The 26,236-nt window shown below is 52.9% G+C and carries 18 protein-coding genes; 3 read left to right on the forward strand and 15 right to left on the reverse strand.

Features of this window, described 5'->3' with window-relative positions:
• Nucleotides 1-4 precede the first annotated feature (4 nt).
• From DQG23_RS08590 to DQG23_RS08600, 3 genes are all read right to left on the reverse strand, one after another.
• On the reverse strand, nt 5-742 hold the full coding sequence (locus tag DQG23_RS08590) for a glycosyltransferase family 2 protein (RefSeq protein ID WP_113030391.1): 738 nt from the start codon (nt 740-742) through the stop codon (nt 5-7).
• 363 nt (nt 743-1,105) lie between these two features.
• Nucleotides 1,106-7,054 carry a WIAG-tail domain gene (locus DQG23_RS08595; RefSeq protein ID WP_113030392.1) on the reverse strand — a complete coding sequence of 1,983 codons (5,949 nt, stop codon included), beginning with the start codon at nt 7,052-7,054 and terminating at the stop codon, nt 1,106-1,108.
• A 402-nt stretch (nt 7,055-7,456) separates the two neighbouring features.
• On the reverse strand, nt 7,457-8,647 hold the full coding sequence (locus DQG23_RS08600; RefSeq protein ID WP_113030393.1) for a glycosyltransferase family 4 protein: 1,191 nt from the start codon (nt 8,645-8,647) through the stop codon (nt 7,457-7,459).
• A 218-nt stretch (nt 8,648-8,865) separates the two neighbouring features.
• Here DQG23_RS08600 and DQG23_RS08605 point away from each other — a divergent pair, with 218 nt between their 5' ends.
• Complete coding sequence (locus DQG23_RS08605; protein ID WP_113030394.1) at nt 8,866-9,990, forward strand: YheC/YheD family endospore coat-associated protein; 1,125 nt, start codon at nt 8,866-8,868, stop codon at nt 9,988-9,990.
• Between the two features lie 654 nt (nt 9,991-10,644).
• Here DQG23_RS08605 and DQG23_RS08610 read toward each other — a convergent pair.
• The 7 genes from DQG23_RS08610 to DQG23_RS08640 all read right to left on the reverse strand — a co-directional run bounded on the left by DQG23_RS08610 (nt 10,645) and on the right by DQG23_RS08640 (nt 20,040).
• Complete coding sequence (locus DQG23_RS08610; RefSeq protein ID WP_158560353.1) at nt 10,645-11,499, reverse strand: protein phosphatase 2C domain-containing protein; 855 nt, start codon at nt 11,497-11,499, stop codon at nt 10,645-10,647.
• A gap of 267 nt (nt 11,500-11,766) precedes the next feature.
• Nucleotides 11,767-13,023 carry an extracellular solute-binding protein gene (locus tag DQG23_RS08615; RefSeq protein WP_113030396.1) on the reverse strand — a complete coding sequence of 419 codons (1,257 nt, stop codon included), beginning with the start codon at nt 13,021-13,023 and terminating at the stop codon, nt 11,767-11,769.
• A 117-nt stretch (nt 13,024-13,140) separates the two neighbouring features.
• The gene (locus tag DQG23_RS08620) at nt 13,141-14,817 is read right to left on the reverse strand and encodes an ABC transporter permease (protein WP_238177803.1); all 1,677 of its coding nucleotides are present in this window, start codon (nt 14,815-14,817) and stop codon (nt 13,141-13,143) included.
• Nucleotides 14,801-15,910 (reverse strand): ABC transporter ATP-binding protein, encoded by a 1,110-nt coding sequence (locus DQG23_RS08625; protein WP_113030398.1) that lies wholly within the window; start codon nt 15,908-15,910, stop codon nt 14,801-14,803. The genes DQG23_RS08620 and DQG23_RS08625 overlap by 17 nt, the downstream gene beginning before the upstream one ends.
• Nucleotides 15,911-16,024: 114 nt before the next feature.
• Complete coding sequence (locus DQG23_RS08630) at nt 16,025-17,101, reverse strand: ABC transporter substrate-binding protein (RefSeq protein WP_113030399.1); 1,077 nt, start codon at nt 17,099-17,101, stop codon at nt 16,025-16,027.
• Nucleotides 17,102-17,327: 226 nt separating this feature from the next.
• A complete protein-coding gene (locus DQG23_RS08635; protein ID WP_113030400.1) occupies nt 17,328-18,128 on the reverse strand; it encodes a response regulator in 801 nt (266 codons plus the stop codon).
• Nucleotides 18,121-20,040 (reverse strand): cache domain-containing sensor histidine kinase, encoded by a 1,920-nt coding sequence (locus tag DQG23_RS08640; protein ID WP_113030401.1) that lies wholly within the window; start codon nt 20,038-20,040, stop codon nt 18,121-18,123. The genes DQG23_RS08635 and DQG23_RS08640 overlap by 8 nt, the downstream gene beginning before the upstream one ends.
• A gap of 241 nt (nt 20,041-20,281) precedes the next feature.
• On the opposite strand from DQG23_RS08640, the gene DQG23_RS08645 reads away from it, so the two are divergent.
• Nucleotides 20,282-21,142, forward strand: coding sequence for a DUF421 domain-containing protein (locus DQG23_RS08645; RefSeq protein ID WP_113030402.1), 861 nt, complete (start codon nt 20,282-20,284; stop codon nt 21,140-21,142).
• Between the two features lie 49 nt (nt 21,143-21,191).
• Here the strand turns inward: DQG23_RS08645 and DQG23_RS08650 are convergent, their stop codons facing one another.
• Nucleotides 21,192-22,124: a polyprenyl synthetase family protein gene (locus tag DQG23_RS08650; RefSeq protein WP_113030403.1), complete on the reverse strand. Its 933-nt coding sequence runs from the start codon at nt 22,122-22,124 to the stop codon at nt 21,192-21,194.
• A gap of 40 nt (nt 22,125-22,164) precedes the next feature.
• On the reverse strand, nt 22,165-23,475 hold the full coding sequence (locus DQG23_RS42070; protein ID WP_158560354.1) for a sensor histidine kinase: 1,311 nt from the start codon (nt 23,473-23,475) through the stop codon (nt 22,165-22,167).
• 1,087 nt (nt 23,476-24,562) lie between these two features.
• Between DQG23_RS42070 and DQG23_RS42075 the strand changes: the two genes are divergently transcribed.
• Entirely contained in the window at nt 24,563-24,742 is a 180-nt protein-coding gene (locus DQG23_RS42075) for a hypothetical protein (protein WP_158560355.1), read from the forward strand.
• Nucleotides 24,743-24,852: 110 nt separating this feature from the next.
• Here DQG23_RS42075 and DQG23_RS08660 read toward each other — a convergent pair whose 3' ends face one another.
• The 3 genes from DQG23_RS08660 to DQG23_RS42080 are packed head-to-tail and all read right to left on the reverse strand — an operon-like array spanning nt 24,853 to nt 26,181.
• Nucleotides 24,853-25,557 (reverse strand): hypothetical protein, encoded by a 705-nt coding sequence (locus DQG23_RS08660; RefSeq protein ID WP_146762265.1) that lies wholly within the window; start codon nt 25,555-25,557, stop codon nt 24,853-24,855.
• Between the two features lie 41 nt (nt 25,558-25,598).
• Nucleotides 25,599-26,051 (reverse strand): flavodoxin, encoded by a 453-nt coding sequence (locus DQG23_RS08665; protein ID WP_113030406.1) that lies wholly within the window; start codon nt 26,049-26,051, stop codon nt 25,599-25,601.
• The gene (locus DQG23_RS42080; protein ID WP_158560356.1) at nt 26,023-26,181 is read right to left on the reverse strand and encodes a hypothetical protein; all 159 of its coding nucleotides are present in this window, start codon (nt 26,179-26,181) and stop codon (nt 26,023-26,025) included. Before DQG23_RS42080 ends, DQG23_RS08665 begins: the two co-directional genes overlap by 29 nt.
• Between the last annotated feature and the right edge of the window lie 55 nt (nt 26,182-26,236).

Below are 26,236 nucleotides of genomic sequence, written 5' to 3' on the forward strand. Positions count from 1 at the left end.
ACGTTCAAACGAACCGGCGGGGATCGACCCCCCATTTGTGAATGAATTTACGACGGTTCGCCGCCAGGAGTCTCATTCGGCTCAGCCGGTATTCCTTTCGGAAGCTGACGCTGCCATAATGGTGCACCATGACATCCCCGGCCAGCATGAGCCGGTATCCGGCTCTTCGTGCACGAAAACAGTAATCGTCATCCTCGTAATAGCCGGGCGAGAACGATTCGTCCAGCTCGCCGATTCGTTCCATCAGATCCCTCCTGAACAAGAAGCATAGCCCTACGATCCGCCGCACCCTCCGCCATCTTCTCGGATTATGCCGGTTGTGCCGCAGCGCCCGCAGATGAAATTGATCGATCGTCCGGTAGTCCGCTTTGCGCTTTTGTCTTCCGCTGGCGTAATTCGATACGGGCCCGACAATGCCGACGCTCGAGGCGCTGTTCAAGCACGCCAGCATATTCGGCAGCCAGTTGTGAGTGACGATGACATCGTTGTTCAACAACAGAAGCGTATCGCCCCTGGCTTCCCGAAGCCCGATGTTGCAAGCCTTCGGGAACCCCTCGTTTGAAGCCAATCCGATTACATGGACGTCCTCCCTCGCACACCACTCGGCCGTACCGTCCGTCGAGCCGTTGTCGACGATGATCAGTTCGTACGGAACATGGGTGTGCGTGCGAATCGCCTGAATGCAGCCCGTCAGCAAATGCAAGGCGTTATATGTCGGTATGACGATGCTCGTGAGCGCCATCGGTTCCCCCTCCAAATTCGGTTCCCCTCCAAACTTTTAAGCCTATGAATAAGCCTTCGCCCATCAGTACATATCGGCTAGCATTCACCCATAAGTAGGATAGAGTAATGCCTCTCTACTTCCCTAGCGAGCGAAATTATAGTTTAATTACACCCCATTGTATGTATGGGAAAACGATACGGAACGGCATTTGTACAACATATCCATGCGCCTCCCGCAAAACGCGAAAGACGCCTACAGGGCCGTCCGGCCGTCTGTCAGGCGTCTTTTCGCTAGTTGTAGATTATGAGTTTACGGGAGTCTTTCCGTGCTTCGAACTAGCCGTTCCGATTCCGCAAACCAGCCCGGTTTCGCCCGGTATGCTTACGCTTTTTTGGCTCCAATCGCGATCCAAGTGAACATGCCTTGCACGGCTCCTCCGGCTTTGACGCGGACGATCTCGATCGCCGCTTCCGATTGCTTCCTCAATTTCAGCAACGTATAGCAGCCGGGATCGCTCGACATCGCTACGATGGCATATTGATCGTTTGCGAACGGCTGGTCGAACGGCACCGTTATGACGATGCTGCCCACCTCCTCTTCCAGCGTGAACGCCCCCATGCCGAACTGCTGCAGCGAGCCGGCTTGCGCGGCCGTGCTTTGGACCGGCGCGAAGGAAAGCTGCTTCTCGCTCACGCTGCCTGCGGCAAGATGAACGCTCGATATCGATGCCGTCGCGATTTTGTCTCCCGTGATCGTGCGATCGGCGATTTTCTCGCCGGTCACTGCCAGATCCCTCAGCTTATCGGTCGATATCGCGGTATCCTCGATATGCGTTTCGATAATGGCTTGCGACGAAATATGCTCGGCAAAAATCGAATCATTGGCGATATGCTCCGCGCGTACGGATTCAAGCGCCAGCTTCTCGGATGTGACCGATTCGTTGGCCAGCTGATCGCTGCCGACGGCGCCAGGCTGCAGCAGCTCTCCGCCGATGCTTTGCTCGACCAGATGCTCCGGCAGTACCGAACCGAGAGACAGATGCTCGCTCAGTATGGCTCCGCTGACGATATGCTCGCTGTCGACCGCGTTCTCCGTAATATGCTCCGAGACGACGCTTCCCGCAGATAGCTTCGCTCCGGTGACCGCGCTGTCCGCCAGCTTGTTTTCGGTAACCGCGCCATCCTCAATAAGTGCTTCCGCGATCGCGGCGATTTGAATGTGATCGGTGCCGATCGATTGCGATGCCAGATGCTCGGAATAAATCGCTTCGTTCGCGAGATGCTCGCTGCGTACCGAGGCAAGCGCCAGCTTGTCGAAGGTAACCGACTCGACCGCCAATTGTTCGGTGCCGACGGCGCCTGGCTGCAGGCGGTCGCCGCCGATGCTGTTCTCCGGCAATAGCTCCGGCGTTATGGCCCCTACCGCAAAATGATGCGCTTCTATGGAAGCTGCGCCAATCTGGGCGCTGCCGATGGCTCCGTCCGCTACATGCTTGCTGGCAATACTGCCTACAGCCAGCTTCTCGGAGGTTACGGCTCCCGGCGTCAGCTTGCTTGGCGACACCGCTCCGTCTTGCAATAATGCTTCGTTAATCGCGCCTTCGCTTATATGCTCCGTTCCAACGACCTGACTGCCGATTTGCTCGGCGCCGATCGAACCGTTCGCCACATGCTCGCCGCGAATGGAAGCAGCAGCAAGCTTTTCGCCGGTCACTGCGCCGTCGGCAAGATTTTCCGTAGCTACGGCGCCGTACTGCAGCAAGCCGCTCGTAATACTCCGCTCGGCGAACATATCGCCGTTAAAGCCGCCTTCGGCAAAATGCTGCATGGAAACCGATCCCGGTGCAATATGCTCCCCATGCACCGCTTGATGGGACAGATGTCTCGTCTCCACCGCTCCCGTAGCGAGCTTCTCGCCGGTTACGGCGCTTGCTCCAAGCTTCGCTTCCGTGATGCTCCCTGCGGCAAGCTGCGCCTCTCCTACCGCCCGCTCCCTAATATGCTCGGTGCCGACGGCCTGAGCCCGGATGTGCCCCGATGCGATCGTTTCTTCGGCAATATGCTCGCCAAGCACAACAGCCTTTCCGAGATGCTTGCTGGCTACGGAGCCTCCGATCATATGATTGCCGTGCACCGAGCCTTCTTGAAGCTGCTCGGGACCGATCGCTTTGGACGTCAGATGAACCGTCTTGATGGCGCCGGGAGCGATATTGTCTCCCCGGACCGCTTCGCGGTCGATCTTGTTGCCGGTTACCGATCCGTAAGCGAGCTGGGCGCTGCCTACCGCCCCTTCCTTAAGCAGCTCGCCGCCGATGCTTTGCGATGCGAGATGCTCCGATTGCACGGCTCCCGGCGCTAGATGAACGCCAAGCACGGCGCCAGACGCAATGTGGAGGCTCGCAATTGCACCGTCGTTCACATGAAGGCTGGAGATGCTTCCGGCGGCCAGCTTTTCGCCCGTTACGGAAGCGGGAGCAAGCTTCTGCGCCGAAACGGCTCCATCGCGCAGTGAAGCTTCGTCAACCGCCCCTTCGCGAATATGCGCCGTTTCCACCGCAAGCGCGCGAATATTTTCGGGCCCGATCGTTTGCGCGGCTATATGCTCGCCTCTGACCGAACGCCCGGCGAGCTTCGCGGAAGTAACCGCCCCGTCGGCGAGCTGCGATTCGCTTACCGCTCCCGACTGCAGCTTCTCGCCGCCGATGCTCTGCTCGGCAATGCGCTCTCCCGTAATGCTGCCTTTCGCAAGATGCGCTTCCGCAATCGTTTCGCCGGCGATATGCGCGCCCTGTACGGCGCCTTCCGACAGATGCCTGCTTTCGACTGCAGCGGATGCGAGCTTCTCCGACGTAACGGCTTGCGAAGCCAGTTTGCCCTCCGTGACGCTGGCGGCAGCCAGCAAAGCGCTGTTTATCGAATGCTCCCGAATATGGTGCGTGCCTACCGATTGCATGCGGATATGGCCGTATGCAATCGACTCGTTCGCAAGATGCTTGCTCTTGACGGCTCCGAAGGCCAGCTTCTCCCCTGTAACGGCGCCGTCCGCGATATGCGCGCTTTCCACCGCATCCGGGCGCAGAAGCTCGCTGCCGATGCTTTGCCCCGCGATATGCTCGCTGAGCACGACTTCTTTGCCGATATGGCGGCTGTCGACGCTGCCCGCCTGCAGGTGCATGCCGTGCACGGCACCGTCTTGAATTTGATCGGCGCCTACAGATTTGGCGGCCAGATGCGAATATTCGACCGCGCCGTCGGAAAGATGACCGCTTAGAATCGATAAGGGCAAAATATTGTCCGAAGAAACGGCGCCGGGCGCCAGCTGTTCGTTGCCGATTGCGCCGGGCTGCAGCAGCTCGCTGCCGATGCTGCGCTCCTGTACGTTCTCAAGCGTAAATACGGCTTTATCGAGATGCTGCTGGCAGATCGCGCCAGGCTGAATGTGATGACTGTGAATGATGTGGTGCTGCAAATGCTCGTCGGTGACGGCTTTGGATCCCAAATGGAACGTCCCGATCGATTTAGGCGCAATGTGATCGCTTCTGACCGATTCAGCCGCCAACTTGGCGTCCGTAACGGCCCCGTCGCTCAATTGACCGGTCGTTATATGAAGGTTGATGATCTTAGAAGCCTCAAGCCGGAACATAGGGCTCAAATGATCCTCGCTCAACGTGCCATCCTCGATATGTTTGCCGGTTATCGTTCCGAACTGCAGATGCCGTCCTTGAATCACTTCGTGCCGGATATGCTTGCCTTCGATGATTTCCGTCTCCAGCTTATCGTTCGTGATCGAATACGGTGCAAGCTTGCTTGACGTAATCGCTTGATCCTTCAGTACCTGCGTCGTGATGACTTGTTCCCGCAAATGCTCCGTCCCGATCGATTGCGGCGCCACATGGCTCGATTGCACAGACTCCTTCGCCAAATGTCCGGATTGAACGGCTTCCGGCGATATTTTCTGCCCGGTTACGGAACCGTCGGCCAAATGATCGGTGCGAACCGCGAGCCCTTTCAGCTTGCTGCTGCCAACGACGTAATCGCCGAGTTTATCGTCCGTTACCGCCGCATTGTCCAAATGAAACGATTTGATTACGCCAGCTGGCATATGATAGCCGCGAATGGCCTCCGTCAAAATATGTTTGCCGTCTATCGAGTCCGTCTTCAGCTTATCGCCGCCGATCGTTGAATTGGCGATTTTGCCACCGGTTACGGCTTCGTCTTTGAGAAGCTGCGTCGTGATCGCCTGATCGGCAATGTTGACCGATTGTACGACGTGATCGGTTAAGTGGCGGGTTTCGATCGCAGCCTGGTCGATAATATCCGAAGTAACGGAACCGTGCACAAGATGCTGCGTTCCGATCGAAACGTCGGCGACTTTGCTGCCTGTAACGGAACAGTCGGCGAGCTTCTCTCCGGTAACGGCATCATCTTGCAGCTTAAGCGTCGAGACGACGTGATCTTCCAGCTTCTCTTCCGTGACGGAGTTGTCGATCAAATGCTGCGATCCGACGATACCGTCGCCGAGATGAAGACCGAGTATTGCGCCCGTTGAAATTTTCACCGAAGAAATGGAGCCGTCGCGTATGACCCTGCTCGTTACCGCTTCGCTCTGCAAGTGCTCGGAGCGGACGGACAGCTCATGAATATGATGCGCTTGAACGGCATCCGGCGAAAGCTTGCCGGCCGTTATGGCGTGATTGCGGATATGCTCGGTGCCGACCGAATCGTTCCTGATATGCTCGCCGCTAATAATGTCGGGACGCAGATGATAGCCCATGATCGTGCCGCTGTCGATTTTGCTTTCCGTTACAGCTCCGTCGCGCAATTTATCGGTCGTGACGGCGCCGTCGGTCAACTTGGCGGAACTGACGATGTAGTTCGCCAGGTTATTCGCTTGAATCGCGCCGCTTTTGATTTTCTCATGCGTGATGGCTTGATCCTGCACCAGGTCCGTCGTAATCGACTGGCCGTGCAAATGCTTTGTCTGAATGGAGCCGTCGGCGATTTTGATCGCATCGATCGTCTTATCCGCCAGCTTTTCGGACGTGATGCTGTTATCCATCAGCTTCTCGCCGGAAATCGAACGATCTCTCAGCTTTTCGCCCGTAATCGCGCCGCTGGCCACATGCTGCTCCTCGATGGCATGCGGGGCGATCTTGCTCGTTGTAACGGATCGCGTTCTCAATTTGGTCGAGTCGACGGCAAAATCGCTTAAGCTGTCGGTCCCTAAGCTGCCGGGTTTGATTTTGCTGCCGTCTATCGCATGATTGGCGATTTTCTCGGTCGTAATGCCTTCGTCGACGATATCGTCCGTATAAATAATCGGTGCGCCGCCCGATTCGACCTTACGCGCATTTACGACCTCTACGGTTTCCGACCATACTTCCATCGGCGGCTCAACCTGCTTCCCGCTTGGCGGCGTATCTGTCCTCTTGATGGTTACGCTCGGCTGCTTGGCGGCCGGTTTCGACTTGCTCTGCGCGGTATGCCAGTGCAGACTGACAAGCTCTTCGTTCCGCGCTTGCTCGTGGGACTGGAGCTTTTGCTGTTGGATAACGAAATTTTCTTTATCCCGTTGTACCGGATATTTATCCTTGTCGCTCACTATTCCACGTACCGGTTCTGGATCGGCCGGCCTTGCGGGCTCGATTTCCTTCCCGTTCATTTCCAAGTCGACGTCCGGCTCCGTATGCTCATCGTACACCGGTCCGAACAACGGTTCGAAAGCTTCCGCCGTTTCCTCCTCCCCGGCTTCCTGCTCGGCGTCATTCTGCTCGGCAGCTTCAGACGCTTCCGTCAATGCAAGCAGCTCCTGCTCCTGCTGAAATGACACGATAATCTGCTGCTGCTCGCGGCTCTCAACCTCCTGACGCTCACGCTCCTCCTTTTCCAGCTTGCGCTGCAGCTCCAGCTTCTGTTGAAGCCGTTGTTTCGCTGCGAGTTCCTGTCTCTCCCGCTCCAAACGGTCGCGTTCCAGTCTTTCCTTCTCTTGCCTTTCCCGATTCAGCCTTTCCTGACGCTCAAGCCGTTCCTGACGCTCGAGCCGCTCCTGCCTTTCGAGTCTCTCCTGTCTTTCGAGTCTCTCTTGACGCTCGAGCCTCTCTTGACGTTCAAGTCTCTCCTGTCTTAGCTGCCTTTCCTGCTTCTCCTGCTTATCGGCAAGCTCCGCGCCGCCTGCAGCCTTGTCCTCGCCGCCCGTGCCGGCTTGCTTGTTATTGCCGCTCTGTTTAACGTCGTCGATCCAGCTTAACTCCATCGTGTTGTACGCATTGTAAACGATGCCGCGAGCCCCGCGTTTGTTTGACCGATCAGGAGAGGATTTCTTTTTTTTCATGAGATGCTCCTTTCTGACTTATCGTCCATGTTCAACATGTACCCTTTTCAACAAAGTCTGATTTGGCGGCCTGCGGCAGCTTGCGCTACCGGGCAGGAAGCCGTTTCGTAATTCTTTTCTTCTGAACGGGAACAAAGGGGGATTTGAACACTTCTGCTGTACTTGGTCTTTTGTATCCTATGCTCCTCCCCAGCCCATGGTCACTCGCCCGGAAAATTTTGAAGTCCGCGCCTTCATCGCTCCTCTGTTATTTCTCTTGGCGGTCGAAAGGCCGCTAAACGCAAAAACCGCCCGGAAAGTTTCCGGACGGTACTGGATCATATCGGGTTAACGACGATTCAACCCGGAGGTTCACAAGCTGCGGGCGCGTTTAGGGAAGGGTTTCGCTGCGGCGGCATTCCGTTACAAGCACGGGCCTCCGGGATCGGCAAAAACGGCGCCGGTTTGTTCGCAAAAATGCTTCATCCAACGATCCGCCGTATGCCGCCATGTAAACGTCGATTCGACCCGCTGCATCGCCTGCTCCCCCATGTTACGCTGCAGCTCGTCGTTTCCGATAACCTTGACGATCTTGTCGGCCAGCTCTTCCTGCAGCCTTTGGAGCGGGACAAGGTAACCCGTATTTTCGTGATCGATAATTTCTTTCATGCCGCCTGCGTACGTCGCAATCACGGGGATACCCGACGCCATCGCTTCGACGTTGACCAGTCCGAAAGCTTCGCGCTGCGAGGAAGGCACTACCGTCACATCGGCAATCCGAAACCAATTGGCAATTTGGTTGTACGGCACGTAGGGCACGAAACGGACATGCTCCGGCATTTTGCGTCCCAACCGGTGCAGCTGTCTCGCATAAGCGGTCGTCTTTCGCGAGCCGTAGTATGCGCCGCCTACGATAAGCAGCATCGCCTCCGGCTCCTGCTTCACGATATCCGGCATAGCCTCAAGCAAATGATGAATCCCTTTCGATTTAATCAGCCGGCCGACGTACAAAATGATTTTGCGGTTTTGCAAGCCCAGGCGGGCAAGCATATTTTCTCGAAACCGCTCCCCTTCCTCCGACCACCGGGACATGAACTGCTCCTGGTTGACCCCCAAATAATTCACCCTCAGCTTGCTGCGGATCGCCGGAAACCGCTCAGCCATCCTTTCAAGCAAAAAACTGCTGTTTACTAGAATCCGATCGGCGTGGCGGAAGCAGGAAGCGAGCTCCTTACGCCCGATATGCGGCTTATTGACGAAATTAAGCGAATGCAAAAAAAGCCATACCGGGGTTCGGGGATGCTTTCTTTTGAGAAAACGGGCATGCCTCGGACGGTTATCCACCTGAATCAAATCGTACCGCTGCCTTCTGATCCGGTTGTTCACCGCCCGCATATAGCCATTGCGCTTGCTCCTGGGCACGCGAATGTAATGTACGCCTCCGATATTCTCATTCGCGGCATAACCGCCCGCACGAATACCGTATACATGGCAATCGACCTGCTCCTGCAAAAGTCTCGTCACCTCGTATACTACGCGCTCTACCGAGCTGCTGCGCGGGGACGGCACGACAAAGGAGCCGGGGGTTACGACGGCTACTCGCGGTTTATTCATCGCACGAACCACCTCTCTTAAAAAACGCCCTAGCCACCTGCTGCGATTAATGTATTGTATACAGCGGGTCCCATTTGTTGAGAAAAATGGTTGATTGCACAATGCGCCCGTCCACTCCCGGCCGGACGTAAAAACATACATTACATCAACCGTTCCGCAAGGCTTGCGTCGCTTGTCAATGAGGTACTCGTCTTAACCATTCAACGGGAGGTATCGGAATGAAACAGTCGTACGTAGGCATTATGGTCAACCAATCGTTATACCGGAAGCTTCCTTCGGGGAGAACGGGGTACGAAGCTCCTGCATTGTATGAGGAGGCGGCCGAACAGTACGGGCTTATCCCCTGCTATTTCCGGCTTACGGACATTCCATTCCGGAACCGGACGATGAGAGCCTATGTCCGCAAAGGAAACCGATACCGTAAGGAAACGGTGGAAGTGCCGAAAGTAATCCATAACCGGGCGATATTTTTCGATAAACGGTCGGTGCGCAAAGCCGCCTTGCTTGGGCAAGCCGGTTCGATGCTGTTTAACGGTTGGAACCGCTACGGGAAGCTGACCGTCCATAACTGGCTGTCGAACGACGAATCGCTAAAGCCTCATTTGCCGGAGTCCCGCCTTGCTACGGTCAAAAACATTTGGCAAATGCTGCGCACCCACGATTCGCTTATTCTGAAGCCCGACAACAGCAGCGTCGGGATTGGGGTGATGAAGGCGGAGCTGATCAAGCAAAGCGTTTGGGAGCTGCTGATGCCCGTCGGCCGCTTCGGCAAAGGCCGCATTCGGCTTGTGTTCGGCAGCGCGCTCCCTCGCCGCCTATTGGCCAGGCTTCGCGCCAAGAGATATCTCGTCCAGCAGCGCATTCCGCTGGCGCTGTACGACGGACGTCCCTTCGACCTGCGCGTCTCCGTCCAACGCGATGAGAGCGGCGATTGGCAAATAACCGGCATCATCGGCAAAGTAGCCAGGCGCGGAGCGTTCGTTACGAACGTTGCGCAGGGAGGCAAAGTCATGTCGCTCGAAACGCTGCTTTCCTCGTATCCGCAGCTTGATGCAGAGGCAGTAAAAGCGAATATCGAGACTCTCGCGCTTCGCGTCGCCGAGCACTTGAGCATAAGACTCCCGATGGCCGCAGATCTTGGCTTGGACATCGGCTTGCGGGAAGACGGCTTCCCGATGCTGATCGAGTGCAACGGCCGCGATCAGCGCTACAGCTTTCGCGAAGGCGGCATGCTCGAGGAGTGGAAAGCGACTTACCGCAATCCGATCGGCTTCGCCCGCTTTTTGCTCGATTCGGCGGAGCGCCTCGCGCCCTCCGACGAAGAGGAACCCGGGGAGCGGTAAGCGAACTGCGGCTCGTTAGCAGGTTGAGGCGCTGCTGGGGTTGTCCCAAAGGGGAGTGGAGAATGAACCAATCCCAATATGTAAACAAATAAGCTTTCAAAATCACTCTAAAGAGGTAGTGGAAGCTTATTTGTTTGGTAAATGCTTTTATTAGGTTGACTGCCTATGCTATTAGATTTACTACCCGACTTGCCGTGAAGAGTATACGGTACTTTCTAATAAGGCAAGATATCTTTCGTCGAAAAGCTATGTTTTATAGGCATAATGAGGCAAGCCTTACTATTTCTCGCCGTAAACCCGTGTTCAAGCGAGCTAGTGAGGCAAACGCAACTAATAGTGAGGCAAACAAAATTGATAGTTGCGTTTGCCTCACTATTTGACTAGAACGAGCATTTTTCCGATGGAATAGTGAGGACAGCCTCATGAACAGAAAGGTTTTCTCCACTAATCGCACCGTTCGTGTATACCCATTACGATATCCGTGTTTGCTTTCGTAACTAAAATGAGCATAGTACTTGATGGTTCCGCTTCAGCGAAGCCTTGGTTCATGGTTGAAGTACATCTGCCATCCTCAGTATCCTAAAATTCACATTAGTCAGCGCATTAGGTACTAAACTTGGCGGCAGCTCGCAGCTAGTAACGAAAGCTGCCGGTTTAGTCGAAGCGGATCCAGACGGCCGTTTTGTCGTCGGACGTTTTGAAGCGCGGATACCTCTGGCATTCGCTGTCGGATGCTTCCTGGTCGAGCAGCGCCTGCGCGTAGCCTTGCAGCGTCCGCTCGCGTATTTCCGCGACAAGCGCTTGCGGGTCGAATAAATCGTCGAGCTGCGCTTGCAGCGGGAAGAGGCCGTCCGTAATGAGCAGCAGCGCTTCCAGCTGTATCCGGTTGATCCGGCCGTATTCCAGATGGTCGGCAAGAGCGCTTTCCCCGCTCATGACCGAGTAGCCGTCGAATGTATTCATCGTTTGCTTGTTCGCAAGTATCGCCGGCGTAACGAGCTTCCGAAGCTCCGCTTGACTGGTGATGCCTTGCTGGATCCCTTCGATTAGCAGAAGTTTGGTCTTGGCATCGATATGTCCGACTTGATCGCGCGTTACCGTGCGTACGCTTCCATCCTTATACAACGCGTAGATCATGCAATCTCCCGCTTGTACGTAGTCGATATGCTTCTCCAGTACGCGGACCGCGGCAATGCCGGCTGACCATACGGCTTGTTTGTCGGCCGTATCGATGCCGAACGATTTCATTTGTTCGCGCAAACCGTCGTTGGCTTCCAAAACCGCCTGCTCCAGCCGAAGCGGGCCGTCCCGTTCCTCGCCCAAAGCTTCCAAATAAGCTTTGATCGAATGAGAAGCCATATAGCCGCCCGTCTCGTTATTGGGTCCCCGGAACGGCGTCAGCGAAGTCGCACCGTCTATTACGCCGTACAAATGAAGTCCTTCGTTTACTACCCATGCATCCTCATTCCACTCGCTAGTTCCCCGGATCGTAAGCTTCTCTACCTTCATCTCGCTGCCTCCCATTTAAACGTCCCGTTCGTTCCATTATCTGCATCCTAAAAAAATCCGGATTCTCCCGCTCGAACATTAATTATTACGGCGCTCGTCATCCGTTACCTTTGATATATGCGCTCGCCAAGGGGGCATTGTCCGTGTCCCTTAATCGTTCATAGTTCCTTTCGAGCGCTCAGCATATTGACGAGCCGGGTTTGTTTTTCTCGGCATGCATACCTGCCATTCACCCTTTTTCATTCGCCAGCTTCTTCCCGAATTCGCTTAATCGCCCGCTGCAGAACGCAGCGATTCCGCCGCCTTCTCAGCCGATGCGTCCGGCATCAGCTCGATCGTCTCGAGGAGCTCGCCGATTTTATTCCACCGTTTGGCGTCTCCGGCAGCCGCCGTCTTTACCGCCAAGCTTCCGGCAGCCTCCAGAACGTAGCGCTCGCGCTCGGACAAATTCGATTCGCCGGCCAGCTTATCCGCGATATCGATCCGCGAAGGCAGCAGCCCCAGCTGTCTGATGATGCGCTGCTGGGTTTCGTCGCCGATCATGTGCTTGATAACGCGGAGAGCAGCCCGCTCCTTCTCCGGCGTCGAGCGGATCGGTGCCAGTGCGCGGATTTCCGGCAAAATCGCCGTTTGCGCCAAGCGGGGCAAAGGCGTCATTTCGAAGGCGAACTTGCCGCCGATATACCGCTCCAGCATGGGCAGCCTATCCGAGCCGCTGACGAATAACCCCGCTCTGCCGTTAATAAAATCGCTTGCCGCCAGCCTGTGCTGCAAAGGCTTCATGACGCCGGAGCCGTAAACAAACCGTTTCCATAGCGCAAAAGCCGAGCTTGCTCCGTTCCCGTCATCAAGCTTGCCTTCCTTGTCCGAAAGCAGGCTCTGAAAGTACCAGGACTGCTCGCGGTCGACGGCTATTCCCCAAAAATCGTTCGAGCCGTCCCCATTCACATCCTTGGTCATCTTTTCGGAAGCGGCAAGCGCCTCCTCCCAGCCGGAGAAAGAAGGCTGAGCTTGAAACCCCGCATTTTTCAGCAAACTCATATTCGCATATAATACCGGCAATCCCGCTCCGAACGGGACTGCCCAATCATGCTCTCTATACCGAAACGGAGCGGTGAACGCCCTGGGCATACTATCCTTCCAAGGCGTATCTTCCATTTCGCTCTCGACCGGAAGCAGCGCCCCCGTCTCGGCAAGCTGCGCTACGCCGTACAAGCTGTCAAGCTCGGCGATATGCGGCGTCGTCCGGGTCGAAATGGCCGCCGTAAGCTCTTCGTAAAGCAACATCCCCGAACGGAAAGTTCGAATGTCCAGCTCAAGCTCCGGATGCTCGGTCTGAAACTCGCCGAGCATTTCGGCCAGTCCTTCGCTATGCACCCATATGGCGACCGATTCCGAGCTGTCCGAAGCTTGACCGAAACGGCCGCCCGTATCGTCGGGAACTCCCGTCATCGTGATATATACGGCTGCGAAGCCTGCCGCAACAACGGCCGCCGCCAGCCAGCCGAGCATTTTTCTGACCATCCCATCGCGTCCCCGAATCGTTTTCCTTCATCATATCACAGTCGCCGGCAAAACCATTATCGGGAAGGCGTCCGTTATGCAAGAATGCGCGAATCTGCGAACGATGCCGCTAAAGCCCTACAACTGCAGCCCTTTCTTGCTCAGCTTGTTCGCAATAATGAGCGAGATTAGCGTACTCACCGTCAAAATCGAAGCGAGCGCCGCGCCGGTGCCATAGTTGGACGTAAATACCTCGCTGTAAATCGTGACGGAAATCGTCGCCGTCGCGCCAAAATAGAGGACTAGCGTCGAGCTCAGCTCGTTGATCGTCGTCACCCAGCTCAAAATCGCGCCGGACAACACGCCCGGGGCCATCAGCCTTCCGGTCGTCTTGAAAAATGTTTTCATCGGAGGCACGCCAAGGCTGATCGACGCCTCTTCGACGCTCCGGTCGAGCTGATGCAAAATCGCGGTGCTCGAACGAATCGTATAAGGCAGCTTGCGAACGACATACGCGATTACGAGAATGATCCACGTGCCCGTAAGCACGATCGGCGGCTTGTTAAACGCGATGATAAGGCTGATCCCGAGAACGGTTCCCGGCATGACGTACGGAATCATAAGCAGGCCGTCGAGCATGGCGGTCAGCTTCGATTTCCGGCGCACAAGCACATAAGCGATAAGCATGCCGACCACGATCATGATGACGATCGAAATTAACGAATACGTGTACGTGTTAATGATCGCCTTCGGAACGCGGTACAAAATTTCACGGTAGCTGTTCAGGCTAAAGCCCGGATGGAACACCGGCCCTTTCGTCTTGATGAACGAAGTAACGAGCACGGTGGCCTGCGGGATCATCGACACCAGCGCGATCGTCAGCGCCCCAGCAGTGAACAAAGCCTTCTGCAGCGGCTTCAGCTTTTTGAGCTTCGGCGTGCGCATCCCCGACATCGTATAATTTTTCCGGGAAACAAAATATCGTTGGGCGAACAAAATGCTCGTCGAGCACAAAATCAGAATCACGCTGAGCGTACTGGCCATCGCCGGATTGCCGCCCATTTCGCTTATAAACTGCTCGTAAGCGAGGATCGGCAGTACCTTGAAGCCTTGCCCCAGCAGCATCGGCGTCCCGAAGTCGGCGAACGAGGCCATAAACACCATTAGCGCGCCTGCCGACAATGTCGGAAAAATGAGCGGCAGCGTAATCGTCGTCATCCGCCGGAAGCTGGAACGGCCGAGGCTTTCCGCCGCTTCCTCAAGCGATGTGTCGATCGTGCGCAGCGCGCCGGAAACGTACAAGTAAATATGCGGGTAAAATTGCAAGGTAAAAACGAACACGATCCCTTTCCAGCCATATACGGATCCGAAAGGAATGCCGACGTCGTGCAAGAACCGGGTGATGAACCCGTTATTGCCGAGCATCAAAATCCAGGAATACGCTCCGATAAACGGCGGCGACAGCAAGGACATAATTACCAGAATCTGAATGAGTCCTTTACAGGGAATATCGTACCTTGCCGTCACGTATGCCAGCGGAACGCCGATCAAAATCGCGAATACGGTCGCCAGCGCCGAAACCTGCAAGCTGTTCAGCAGCGCGCTTCGGAAGTATTTCAGCTTGATGAAGTTGCCGTAGTTTTCCAGCGAAAACGCGCCCTTGTCGTTAAAAAAGCTGTTGAACAGCAGCGTAAAGAGCGGATAAACGATAAAAGCAAACAGAAACACATAAACGATAAGCGTCACCCACGTCCAAAAATCCCAATGCCGCAGGCTAAGCCGTCTGGCCAACGTCGGTTTAATCGCGGTCTGCACTGTAGATGACCTCCCCGCCCTCATTGTCGAACATGGCCGCTTTGGCAAGCTGCAGATCGATCAATACGGGCTGTTTCTCGCTTAGCAGCTGATGCGGCTCTATGGCGTGCTGCTGCACGTCGATTTCGCTGCCGTCGGCGAGCTTGACGATATAGCTCACTTTTTCGCCCAAATACGTTACCGTCGCGATTTCGCCGCGGAAATTACTTCGATCGCTGCCTGCACTGTCGGGTTGTAGCTTGATCCTCTCCGGACGAATCGCGAACTTGACGCCGCCCGCATAAGGCTTGTTCAGGCGCAGCTTGAACGAGCGCCCAAGCAAGGAAATGTCGGCTTCTTGCGTAACCGAGTCATAGTTGCCGCACGAGCCTTCGAGAAAGTTGGATGTGCCGATAAAATTCGCAACAAACTTGTTTTCCGGGTAAGCATAAATGTTTTGCGGCGTTGCGATTTGCTGAATCCGCCCCTCATTCAGTACGGCGATCCGGTCGGATACGGCAAGCGCCTCCTCCTGGTCATGCGTGACATAAATCGTCGTAATGTTCAATTCCTTCTGAAGCTTGCGGATATCCGAGCGCATCTTGATGCGCAGCTTCGCGTCGAGATTGGACAGCGGCTCATCCATGAGCAGCAAGCCCGGACGAATGACGATCGCCCGCGCAAGCGCGATACGCTGCTGCTGGCCTCCGCTCATATCGGACGGAATCCGGTCGCGCAGATGGGAAAGCTGAACCATTTCAAGCGCTTCCAAAACGCGCGTTTCGATTTCCTTCTTGCCGACATCGCGGGCCTTCAAGCCGTATGCGACATTATCGAACACCGTCATATGCGGGAAAATCGCATAGTTTTGGAACACCATGCCGATATTCCGCTTGTGCGTCGGCACGTCGTTCATCAGCTGGTCGCCGAAATATATGCTGCCTTCCTCTTGCCTGTAGAAGCCTGCGATCGTACGCAGCAGCGTCGTTTTACCGCAGCCGCTCGGGCCAAGCAGCGTGAAAAACTCGCCCTCCTGAATCGTAAAATGCGCATCGTTAACCGCTTTCGCAGTACCGAAATATTTGGTCACGTGATCGAACACGATTTTTTTCATCGTTAACCTCCGCTATGAAGCATATAAATGTAGGATATTGCCGTTCGGTTGATCGATTTAAGAAACAAGGTGCCCTGCTCGCATTCGGGCACCTTGTTCAGTGGAAAACGCCGCTTACTCTTGGCCGGTAACGATTTTGCCGAATCTTTTGATCGTTTCGTCTTTTTTGCTTGCCGCGAAATCGAAGTCGTACTGTACAAGCTTTATATCCTTGGAAGCCGGAATGCCTTGAATCGTTTCCGCATCCTTGCGCACCGAGCGGCGCTTAAACTCCTTCTGGATGAGCGATTGCACGTCTTTGCCCACCAGGAAGTCGATGAATTGCTTGGCTTGCTCCATATTTTTGGCGCCTTTGATAACCGCCGCGCCGTCCGGTACCGCCGAGGTGCCTTCCGACGGATAAGCGATTCCAACCTTGGCGCCGCCTTCCACGTAACGTAGCGCAGCTTCTTCTAACGTAACGCCGAGCGCGAATTCTTTATCGGCTACGCCTTTGTATACCATACCGGAGCTGGACAAAATTTTGCCGTCGAGGTTTTTGACGAACTGCTTCACGAAATCCCAGCCTGCGTTGTCGTCTTTGCCGAATGCCGTCAGCATCGTCACGAGCTGCGTATAGGAGGAACCCGATTTGGCCGGATCGGCGAAGGCGATTTTGCCTTTCCATTTCGGATCGAGCAGATCCTTCCACGTTTTCGGCTCCTCGCCCGTTTTGACGAGCTCCTTGTTGTACATGATGACCATCGGAAGCGCCGCGAACGGTGTCCACACGCTGTTTTTATCGATATATTCAGGAGCCAGATTGTCGAACTCCTTGGATTTGTATGGCTCGAAGTAAGCTTTGAACGCTTCCAAAGAATCCGCGCCGCCTGCCCAGAACACGTCGCCGAGCGGATTTTTCTCTTCGGCTTGCACGCGCTTCAGCAATTCCCCGGTCCCGCCGGAAATGAGCTGCACTTCGATGCCCGTACGATCCTGGAATTCCTTGACGATCGGGTTATTGACCTCCGCCGCGTTCGGTGAATAAAGCGTCAGCTTGCCGCCTTTTTTCGTAGTCGATGGGTCGGCCGAGCTGGACGGCGACGGGGAGTTAGCCCCTCCGGATTTATTGTCTGTCGTTTGACCTGCTCCGCAGCCTGCAACCGTAATGGCCAATAATGCGGCGATTGCGCCCGAGAATAATTTTTTCATGGTTGTAATGAAACCCCTTTCGTTTCTGTTTAAGTACGATGTCGCTAGCGATAACTTAACTATAAAGGCGTTATAAAACGCTTTCAATGTGACGGAATTGCGTCTTTTGTTGAATATTTTGCTCAAGCTAAGGTGGAAAAAAACGCAAAAACTTCGCAAGCGGGCGGCCGCTTACGAAGTTTTGTTACGATTCTATAAGGCGGATTTCATCGCTGCCGTTTTACCGCTACACGGTTGAGATCCCGAGCCGCTTCCGGTATTCCGAAGGCGTTTCCCCCGTGCTTTTGCGGAAAATTTGGCTGAAATACCGCGAATCCTGATAGCCTACGCGTTCTGCAATTTCATACATTTTGAACCTTGGGTCCGCCAGCAGCTCCTTCGCCGCTTGAACCCTCAGGTTCGTTACGTATTCGAGAAAACTGACCCCGACATGCTTTTTGAACAGCCTGCTGAAATGGCTTTCGCTTACCTTCATCCGGTCGGCCATGCTTTGCAGCGGCACATCCTCCTGAAAGTGAGTCAACAAGTAATCCATAATTTGCTGGAACTCCCGGCTTTCGCCCGTTTCCCGCTTATCGAGGCCCGCTACGACGGGACGTCCTTCCGCCCAATGCTTATCCTGCTGCTCTGCAAGCTGCCGTTTGCTTCGCGCTTCGTCCAGCTTGGAGGTAATACGCCGAACGACCTTCTCCAGCTCGTCCGGATTCGTCGGCTTCAGCACATAGTCTGCCGCCCCGAGCCTCACCGCCTGCTGCGCATAAGCAAAATCGTCGAAGCCCGTCAGAAATACGATGTTTACCTCCGGCCATCGTTCCGAAACGCGCCTCGCCAGCTCGATTCCGTCCATCGTCGGCATGCGGATATCGGACAGCATAATATCCGGAACGGCTTGCTCCAGAAGCTCGAGCGCCGCTTCGCCATCCTCGGCTTCGCCGGCAATCTCGCAGCCGAGATCGCTCCATGGTATCGTCTGTTTTAATCCTTCGCGCACCAGCCATTCGTCTTCGACGATGACGATTTTATACATCGCCTTTCACCTCCGGCAAGCCGTTCTTCTCCGTTTTTTGCGGCCTTGACGAATCCCGCGTTTCACGGGTTCCGCTTTCTTCCTGATCTGCGGCCTCCGCGGCTCCCGACTCGCGAGTCATCGCATCCGCCTGCGTCAGCGCCGGAATTTCCAGCGAAATCGTCGTGCCGCGGCCTTGCTCGCTGTTGATTTCGAACAAAAAGTTTTTGCCGAAATACAGCTGCAGCCGCTTCTGTAAATTTTCAAGCCCGAGTCCCGTAGTACGCTCGCTCGAAGCGCTGTAACGGCCCAGCTTCATGCTCTGCAGAACCTCTGGGGGCATGCCCGTGCCGTCGTCGCTTATGACAAAACGTACCCGATCCTCCAGCTTGCGCCCGGTTATATTCAGCTTGCCTTTGCCCCGCTTCGTTTCGAGACCGTGGGTAATCGCATTTTCGACGAGCGGTTGAAGCAGGAGCTTAAGCGTATACAGTTTTTCCATTTCCGGGTCGATATCGACGAAAACCTCAAACTTGTCTCTATACCGCATTTTTTGGATAACCAAATAGTTATGAATTTGCTGCATATCTTCGCCGATCGGGATAAAATGATTGCCCTTGCGGATGCTAAACCGGAGCAGCTCGCCGAGCGAAACCGCCGTACGGCTAATATCGTCCAGCTTGTGCAAACGCGCCATCCAGTTGATCGAGTCCAGCGCATTATACAAAAAATGAGGATTAAACTGGGCGTGAATCGCTTTGATTTCCGCCTCCTGGAGCATCAGCTGCTTTTTATACACTTCGTCGATTAACAGCTTGATTTGCTGAAGCATAGCATTGAAGCTTCTTCCGAGCTGGCCGATTTCGTCGTCATGTTTCGATGCGAACGACACATTCAAATTTCCGTCCTCGACACGGCTCATCAACGATCGGAGCTTGCGCAGCGGGTTCGTTATGTTCACGGACAGCTTGTAGGCAAGCCAGCACGAAATCACGATGCCGGCGGCGATAATAAGCACGGTCAAATCGCGTATGCCGGCACTTTCCTTAGTCAAGGCCGTGACGGGCACGATGCTGACAAGCTTGAAGCCGGTCGCTTCGGACGTATCGAAAATAACCATATGCGGAGAGGAAAACCCGTCCCTCTGGGTAAAATATCCTTTGCGTCCTTCCAGCACGCGTTCCACATACGGCTCCGTCAGCTTCGTTCCGACCTGCCGCTTCGACGGGATGCCTGAGACGATGTAGCCGTTCCGGTCGAGCAAAAACACTTGGCCGCCCGGCACGATTTGCGCTTTGTTGTACTTGTCGGCAAGCGCCGATTCCATAATATCGATGACGAAATAGCCTAGCGGCTTTCCCGTTTCGATCGTTTTGAGCATTTGGCCGGAGCTCAGCACGATGCCGAAATCATCCGTTTTTTTCATCGAATAATGCGTATCCCATACGACGCCTCCGCCCGCCAACTGAGCTTTACGGAATAATCCCCAATTGACGTTATACTCGTCGTATTGATTTGGGAGCAGCTCTCCCGTCAAATAACGGTCGCCGTTCTCCCCGAGCACATACAGGTTGATATCCCATTTCTTAAAGCCGAGAAAACTGTCCAGAAGCTGATTAATGCGTTTATCATCCTGATACTTTTCCGCAAGCGGCCTGCTTCGGTCCTTGGCAAGCACTTCCTGAATTTCGCGATTGCCGTATACGTACATCGACAGCTGCTCGATATCTTTCACAAAATATGCCAGGCTGTAGTTAACCTGCGACAAATTTTCCAATACGGTCTGGCAAACCTTGTCCAGCACGACCTTCGACGAACGCTGATAGGAGAACGCTCCCAGCAGTGCGAGCGGTAAAATCGCGATCGCCAAATACGTAATGATCAATTTATTTTGCAGCTTCATCCCGAAGAGCAGGCGCTGTAGGAATGCCATTTGCGGTGTCTCCTCTCTCAAGCTCGGTTGCTCTTGCCGTTTGCCGCTATGCTGCCCGGCTGTCTGCGGCCATTCCCATTCATGCTTACCATCATAATCGGATCGTACCGGTTATTCAATATGGGCCCATCCTGCCGGATTGCCAAATCCGTGATCGACATCCTTTATTTAATCCGTTTATTTAAACTTCCGGAGTTAAATAATGTAGATATAGTTGAATCGTTTGATGGAGGTGTGAGCGATGCCGGAGTGGTTGGAAGTCGTATGGCGAACGTTATGCGCCGTAGTCGTTCTTTTTTTGCTGACCAGATTGCTTGGCAAAAGACAGGTTTCCCAGCTTTCGCTATTCGAATATATAACCGGCATTACCATCGGCAGCCTTGCCGCCTATATTTCGCTTGATTTGGAATCGACCTGGTATTTGGGCCTCATTTCCTTAGTGGTTTGGGTGGCTGTTTCCCTAGGCATCGAATATTTGCAAATGAAAAGCAAAACGGCCCGGGACTGGCTGGACAGCAAATCGACCGTGCTTATCAAAGACGGCAAAGTTCTTGAAGACAATATGAAAAAAGAACGTTTGACTTCCGACGAGCTGCTAGAGCAGCTGCGCAGCAAAAACATTTTCAAGGTTGCCGACGTCGAATTTGCCATCATCGAACCGAACGGCGGCATCAATGTGCTTCTGAAGAAAGAAAATCAGCCGTTGACCCCCTCCCATTTGGGTATCAAAGTCGGGCCGGAGAAGGAACCGGAATCCGTCATCATGGACGGCAACATTATGGATGAGCCGCTTTCCAGGCTCGGTCTGAATAGGGGCTGGCTTTTTACCGAGCTGGAAAAGCTGGGCGTAGCTATCGAAAACGTGTATCTGGGCCAAGTCGACGCATACGGACAATTGTATGTGGACTTATTCGACGACCAGCTTATTGTCCCCCAGCCCCAGCAAAAAGCTTCGCTGCTCGCGCAATTAAAAAAATGCGAAGCCGATTTGGAAATGTTCGGCCTTTCGACGGACGACGCACAAGCGAAATGGATGTACGAGCAGTGCTCCAAGGAGCTGGATACCGTTATTGACGGGGTAAAACCTCTGCTGATTCGATAAAAAAAGCCGGCGTTCCATTAAAGGAACGTCGGCTCCGTATGTTTATCAGCTAAGCGGTAGTTACGGGGATGAAATTGGCTTCCATAAATTTTTCTTTCCAGGGGGATACCGCATCGATTCCGGCCAATAACGCTTCCGCTTTTTTCATGTACAACTGTTGAATGATCCGTGAATATTCCACGCAGCCCGAATTTTCGATATAACGGATACATGCTTGCTTATGTACGATAAAATCCTCCTGCGACAGCTCTCCGCCATAGTATTGACGGAGATACGGAAACGATTCGTCGTCGTCCTCGAGCAAGTAAAAAACCGGCAGCGTACGTTTTCTTTGGAAAACGTCGTTTTTCGTATCGAACCGGAGCAAATCGTTCAAATCGTTGTCAATTTGCGCGATGATGCCTAGATAGATTGCCAATTCATCCAATTGGTCAACGGTCTCCTTCGGCAATTTCAAGCCCGAATAACCCATGCAGCATGCCAAACGCAGCAGCGAGCCCGATTTATCCGCCACCATCGCGATGTACGCTTCTTCCGTTTCGGCAGTCACCGCAAGATCGCGGTATTGGCCGTTTACCGAACGCATGACGATGCTAGCGATTTGACCTGCATCCGGCCCGCCGCCGATCGTTTCGCCTCCAAGCCTGCCGATCTCCGCAAAAGCTCCGGCAAGGAAAGCCAAGACGGCATTCAAAGCAAGCTCTTGTGGACATTGGCACCAGGTTTTCGTGTCGTTGTCTCGGTCTTGAAGATCGTCAGCAATGTCCAGCGATAAGATAAGCATTTCGGTTAACGCGGCATAACGTTGGATATGCGGGGAGTTGCCGCCGAGCATCCTATGCGTGCTCTCGGTTATATTGCCCCAATTGGAGCGTTCGCCCGCTTTATCGCGAATAAACGTTTTTAGCAAATGGTTAAATTCGGGTACATCCACCAGTTCGTCAACCAACTCGTTTAATTGAGCATGGACCGCTTCGTTCATTTATGACCCCTCGTTTCTGGCGATATTAGTAGGCATACGCTTACGCGCTCATGCTTTCGAAGGCAGGCAGCGCTATGCGGATTTTGACGCCGCAGCCTTTGCCGGTTTCCAGCTCCCATAAGCCGTTCAAATGGAGAACCCGGCTCTTCAACTGCTCCATGCCGATACCTGAGGAGCCGATTTGCCTCGGCGCGGTGCGGGTAGGATCGAATCCGACGCCGTCATCCTCATACGAAAGCGTCATGCCTTCCTGGTTTGCTCGAAGCCGGATGACAACCTTCGATGCCTCGGAATGCTTTTTGGCGTTATTAAGCAGCTCTTGGATCATGCGGAACAGATGGCGCTTCGTTTCCATGTCGCGTTTTTCAATGCGGTTTTCCTGATCCGTCTGAAAATCGATTTCAAAAGGACTGCCGTAAGCTTCCCGTTCGATAATTTTCTCCAGCGTCTGCACGAGCCCGATTTCTTTAAGCAAATGCGGGTGAAGCTCGAAGCAGCTCTGCCGCAAATTCGTATTGATGATCTCGATATATTCGATCAGACTGCTCATATGATCTTGGTCTTCTTTGGACAAAGCATATCTTTGGATCACGCCGACCAGTCTGCGCTTCAAGAAAAACAGATCTTGCATCGTCGTATCGTGCAGGTCCGTCGCAATGCGCATTCTTTCCATCTCCTGCAGCTCGAAGGTCAGCTTGCGGAACCAGACGAAATCGTTCGCTTCCTGCTCGTTCGGCATTTGTGCGGCCAAATGCTGCAGCTTGACGTTCAGTTTGCGGATCAGGTGCAAATTTTCAAGGCTGACGGCCAAATACGAGATGATGATGTTCAGCCATTGCATCTCTTCCATACCGAGCAGCGTATTCGTTCTGGTGCGCGTCATGATCAAATAGCTCGAATATTCTTCATGGCTGTTGATTTGCAAACAGGAAAATTCCGAATGCTCGGTTTCACCCGACTCGACAAAACGCTCGACCTCGGCGACATCGATGTCCCCTTCACTGATCGTTTCCATCGTATCCTTATATTTAAAAACCACGGCACCGCCGAATACTTCAAGCGTTTTGACGATATCGACCAAAATAATTTCTTTCAATTCATTAAAGCTGGAAATCGAAGTCAGGTTTTTCGCGATTTTCTGGATGGATGTTTGCAGCAGATGCTTACGCGGGAACAGGATGGCCTGCAGCTTCGTCATAAAATATTCTAGCGAGTAGAGAAAGAACGATTGGATGATGACCATTGCAATAAAAAGTAAAACAAGATGCTTGTCCCTGTTCTCGTTTTGATAAAATATTGCAATAAGCCCGGTAAATACCCCGCTCGGCAAGAGAGCGATAATTGTTGTCATTAGTATGCGGCGCAAAATGGTATCGATATTATACAACTGTTTTGTGATAATCAAGTAAGCGAACGAGACTGGAAAAAATAAGACGAACCAGCTTAAAAAGAAAGAATCCACCCATTCATGGCCCATGAGTAATTTTGGAATAAAAGAAAAAGTCACCAGCGGCAAAAATGAAATAATTAGAGAGCACCAAACCATTTTGATCAGAGTGGAAAGATAACTTTTTTGTCTTCCATATTTTACGTATAAGTATAGTAGTAAATAAAAATTTAATATGATACCGACTAAAAAGAAAATCATCGTTGTACGCACAGAGAATGAGTAAATGTAATACGTCACATGCATCGGCAAAAAAGTAGTCATTAATACAAAAAACGCTAAAACTACCGGTATATATAAATATCTCACATAATTTGTAGCAAGTCGTATTTTTCCCTTTTCCTCCATTAAGACAACTAGGAAATGCAAAAATACTACGGGAAGCGAAATGACACCTGCACTTATAATGAACTTACCAACCGTATCTCCTCTCAATGATGCGCCTAAGCTCGTAAATACAAGTCCTATATCCAGAAAAACATAAGATAAAATAAGAGCTGATTTTGAATTGTGAATTTTTCGATAGATTAAAATTGCCATTAAAAATGATAGGAAACCGCCAACTATAGGAAATAAGTCATAAGTAAAAGCAAAAAAATTGCCCTTTTCGAAAACAGTAAATTGATTTCCGCCACGAGAAACGACAATTTCTTCAAACTGGTCTAGACTTCTCCACTTAATAACTGATATGTAATCGGCTGGATCTTTCCCATTTATGCTCACAATAGTATCGCCGATTTTTAATCCGGCTTCCGTTGAAATATTTTTTGATTCAAACTTCGCGATCTTCCACTCATTCCCTTGCTGAGCAACAATTATTCCGCTAACGGAATAGCTGAATATAACGTGAATCATCCAAATTTGCAATAAGACAAACGATGTTAAAAGCGAAAAAGTAAAAAAATATTTTTTCATTAATTTTCCACCTTTTTCGTCAATATTTGCTATAATGTAATAGTAGTAAAAAACTAGTAGAAAGAGGGTTGATACCATGCAAGCAGCAATCTGGACACCAGAACTCAAAAAGGCTGTAAAAGGTATGAAAAGAATGGAAAACCAAAACAGTGCATCTTCCGTTATTTCCGTTGATGAACAGGAAGCATTGACTAACGTCTTTAAATCCAACATGACTAAAAATCAACCTCAACCCAAAAACGGAGCTTGGATGTAATACCACCTACATATTTTACCAGAATAAAAAGAGATTGTATATTGGGACCAAGCTCCCATATACAATCTCTTTTTTTCGACAAATACCGTGTTTTCGCGCAGCAGTCGGTGTTAATGGCTAAAAGTCGGCGCAGTTGTACCGCCCTTCATCAATCCGCGCATCAAAAGCAGATAATCCAGCGAAGCGGGAATATCCTCTTCTACGGGAATCGCCGTATAGGTTGCGCCGTCCAGCAGCGTATGGACCTCGATCCGCTCCGGCAGCTTCCCGAACGCGCGGTCGGCGAATGCGACCGTCATATGCAAAAATGCGCGCACGATATTCGGGTCGTTATGGACGATAAACTTTTTGATGACGAGCGAAGAGCTGCCCCACTCCGCCACCTGAAAAATCATCGATAAGTCCGTCCTCAGCTCCGGCAAACGTACCGAGTGCTGCTCGAATAAACAGAACGGCTCTTGAGCGCCCGAATCCCGCAGCAAGTGGATAACCAAGTAGTGCGAAACGACCTTTTTGACCCGATCAAAATGCTCCTTCGATGCAAACGCCCTGACTTTGTTCGTCCAACGTTTATCGAGACTGTCGAGTATCGCGATAGCCGTTCGCCGATCCGACGGGAGCATGTAGTAGTCGTTTATGGCATGGTTTACGGCATACTGTACAAGCTGCTGCCAGCTCGGTCCGCAGCTGTGTCCGTTCGCGCGATTGCGCTCGAAGCAGCCGGGGCAATGCCAATATTGCTCCAGCTCATAATCCAGAAGCTTATCCGTACCGATTAAATGAACCGCCGTTTCCGTATCCATAGTTATACTCACCTATATGCCCCCAGTCATCGACTTTTATTTAAAAATTACGGTTACTGCATGGCGAGCAGATGCGATATAAAGGTGCGTCCGAATTGGCGGCACAGTTCCTTATCGTCCGAATTAGGGGACAGCTCCATCTTCAAGCCATCCAGTCTCACCTCGCTGCCAAGCTCGCGCAGCTTTACCGTGATCGTATCAACGGCAGCGCAGTATAACGGATAACTCGTATCGCCCGAGCCGAATGCGGCCCCCAGCTTGCCCTGCAGGTCCAGGCCTTCCATTTCCTCATAGAAATCGAGAAACTCATCGGGCAAATCCCCGTCTCCCCACGTATAAGCGCCAAGCAAAATACCGTCATAATCCAAAAGCTCCGACGCGTTAGCATCAAACGCCTCCTTGACGGTTACGTCCTCGCACTGCTCGCGCAGCCCTTCAGCTATCGCCTCGGCCATATCTTGCGTGTTCCCCGTCATGCTAGCGTATACCACAATAACTTTCTTCAATCTCTTCGCCCTCCGTTTCGCGTTCCGTGTCGTTTATATGTTCAAATTCGGCAATCGGCAGTACGGATTTGCGGCCTGCTTGATCCGCCCGTCCCGAAAGCTGTTCCACGACATCAAACAATAAACCCATTCCATCACCCTCTAGTTTTAAAAATTGACCTCTCAATGAGAAAGATTATCATTTT

The sequence above is a fragment of the Paenibacillus contaminans genome (genome assembly GCF_003285015.1).
Lineage (GTDB): Bacteria > Bacillota > Bacilli > Paenibacillales > NBRC-103111 > Paenibacillus_V > Paenibacillus_V contaminans.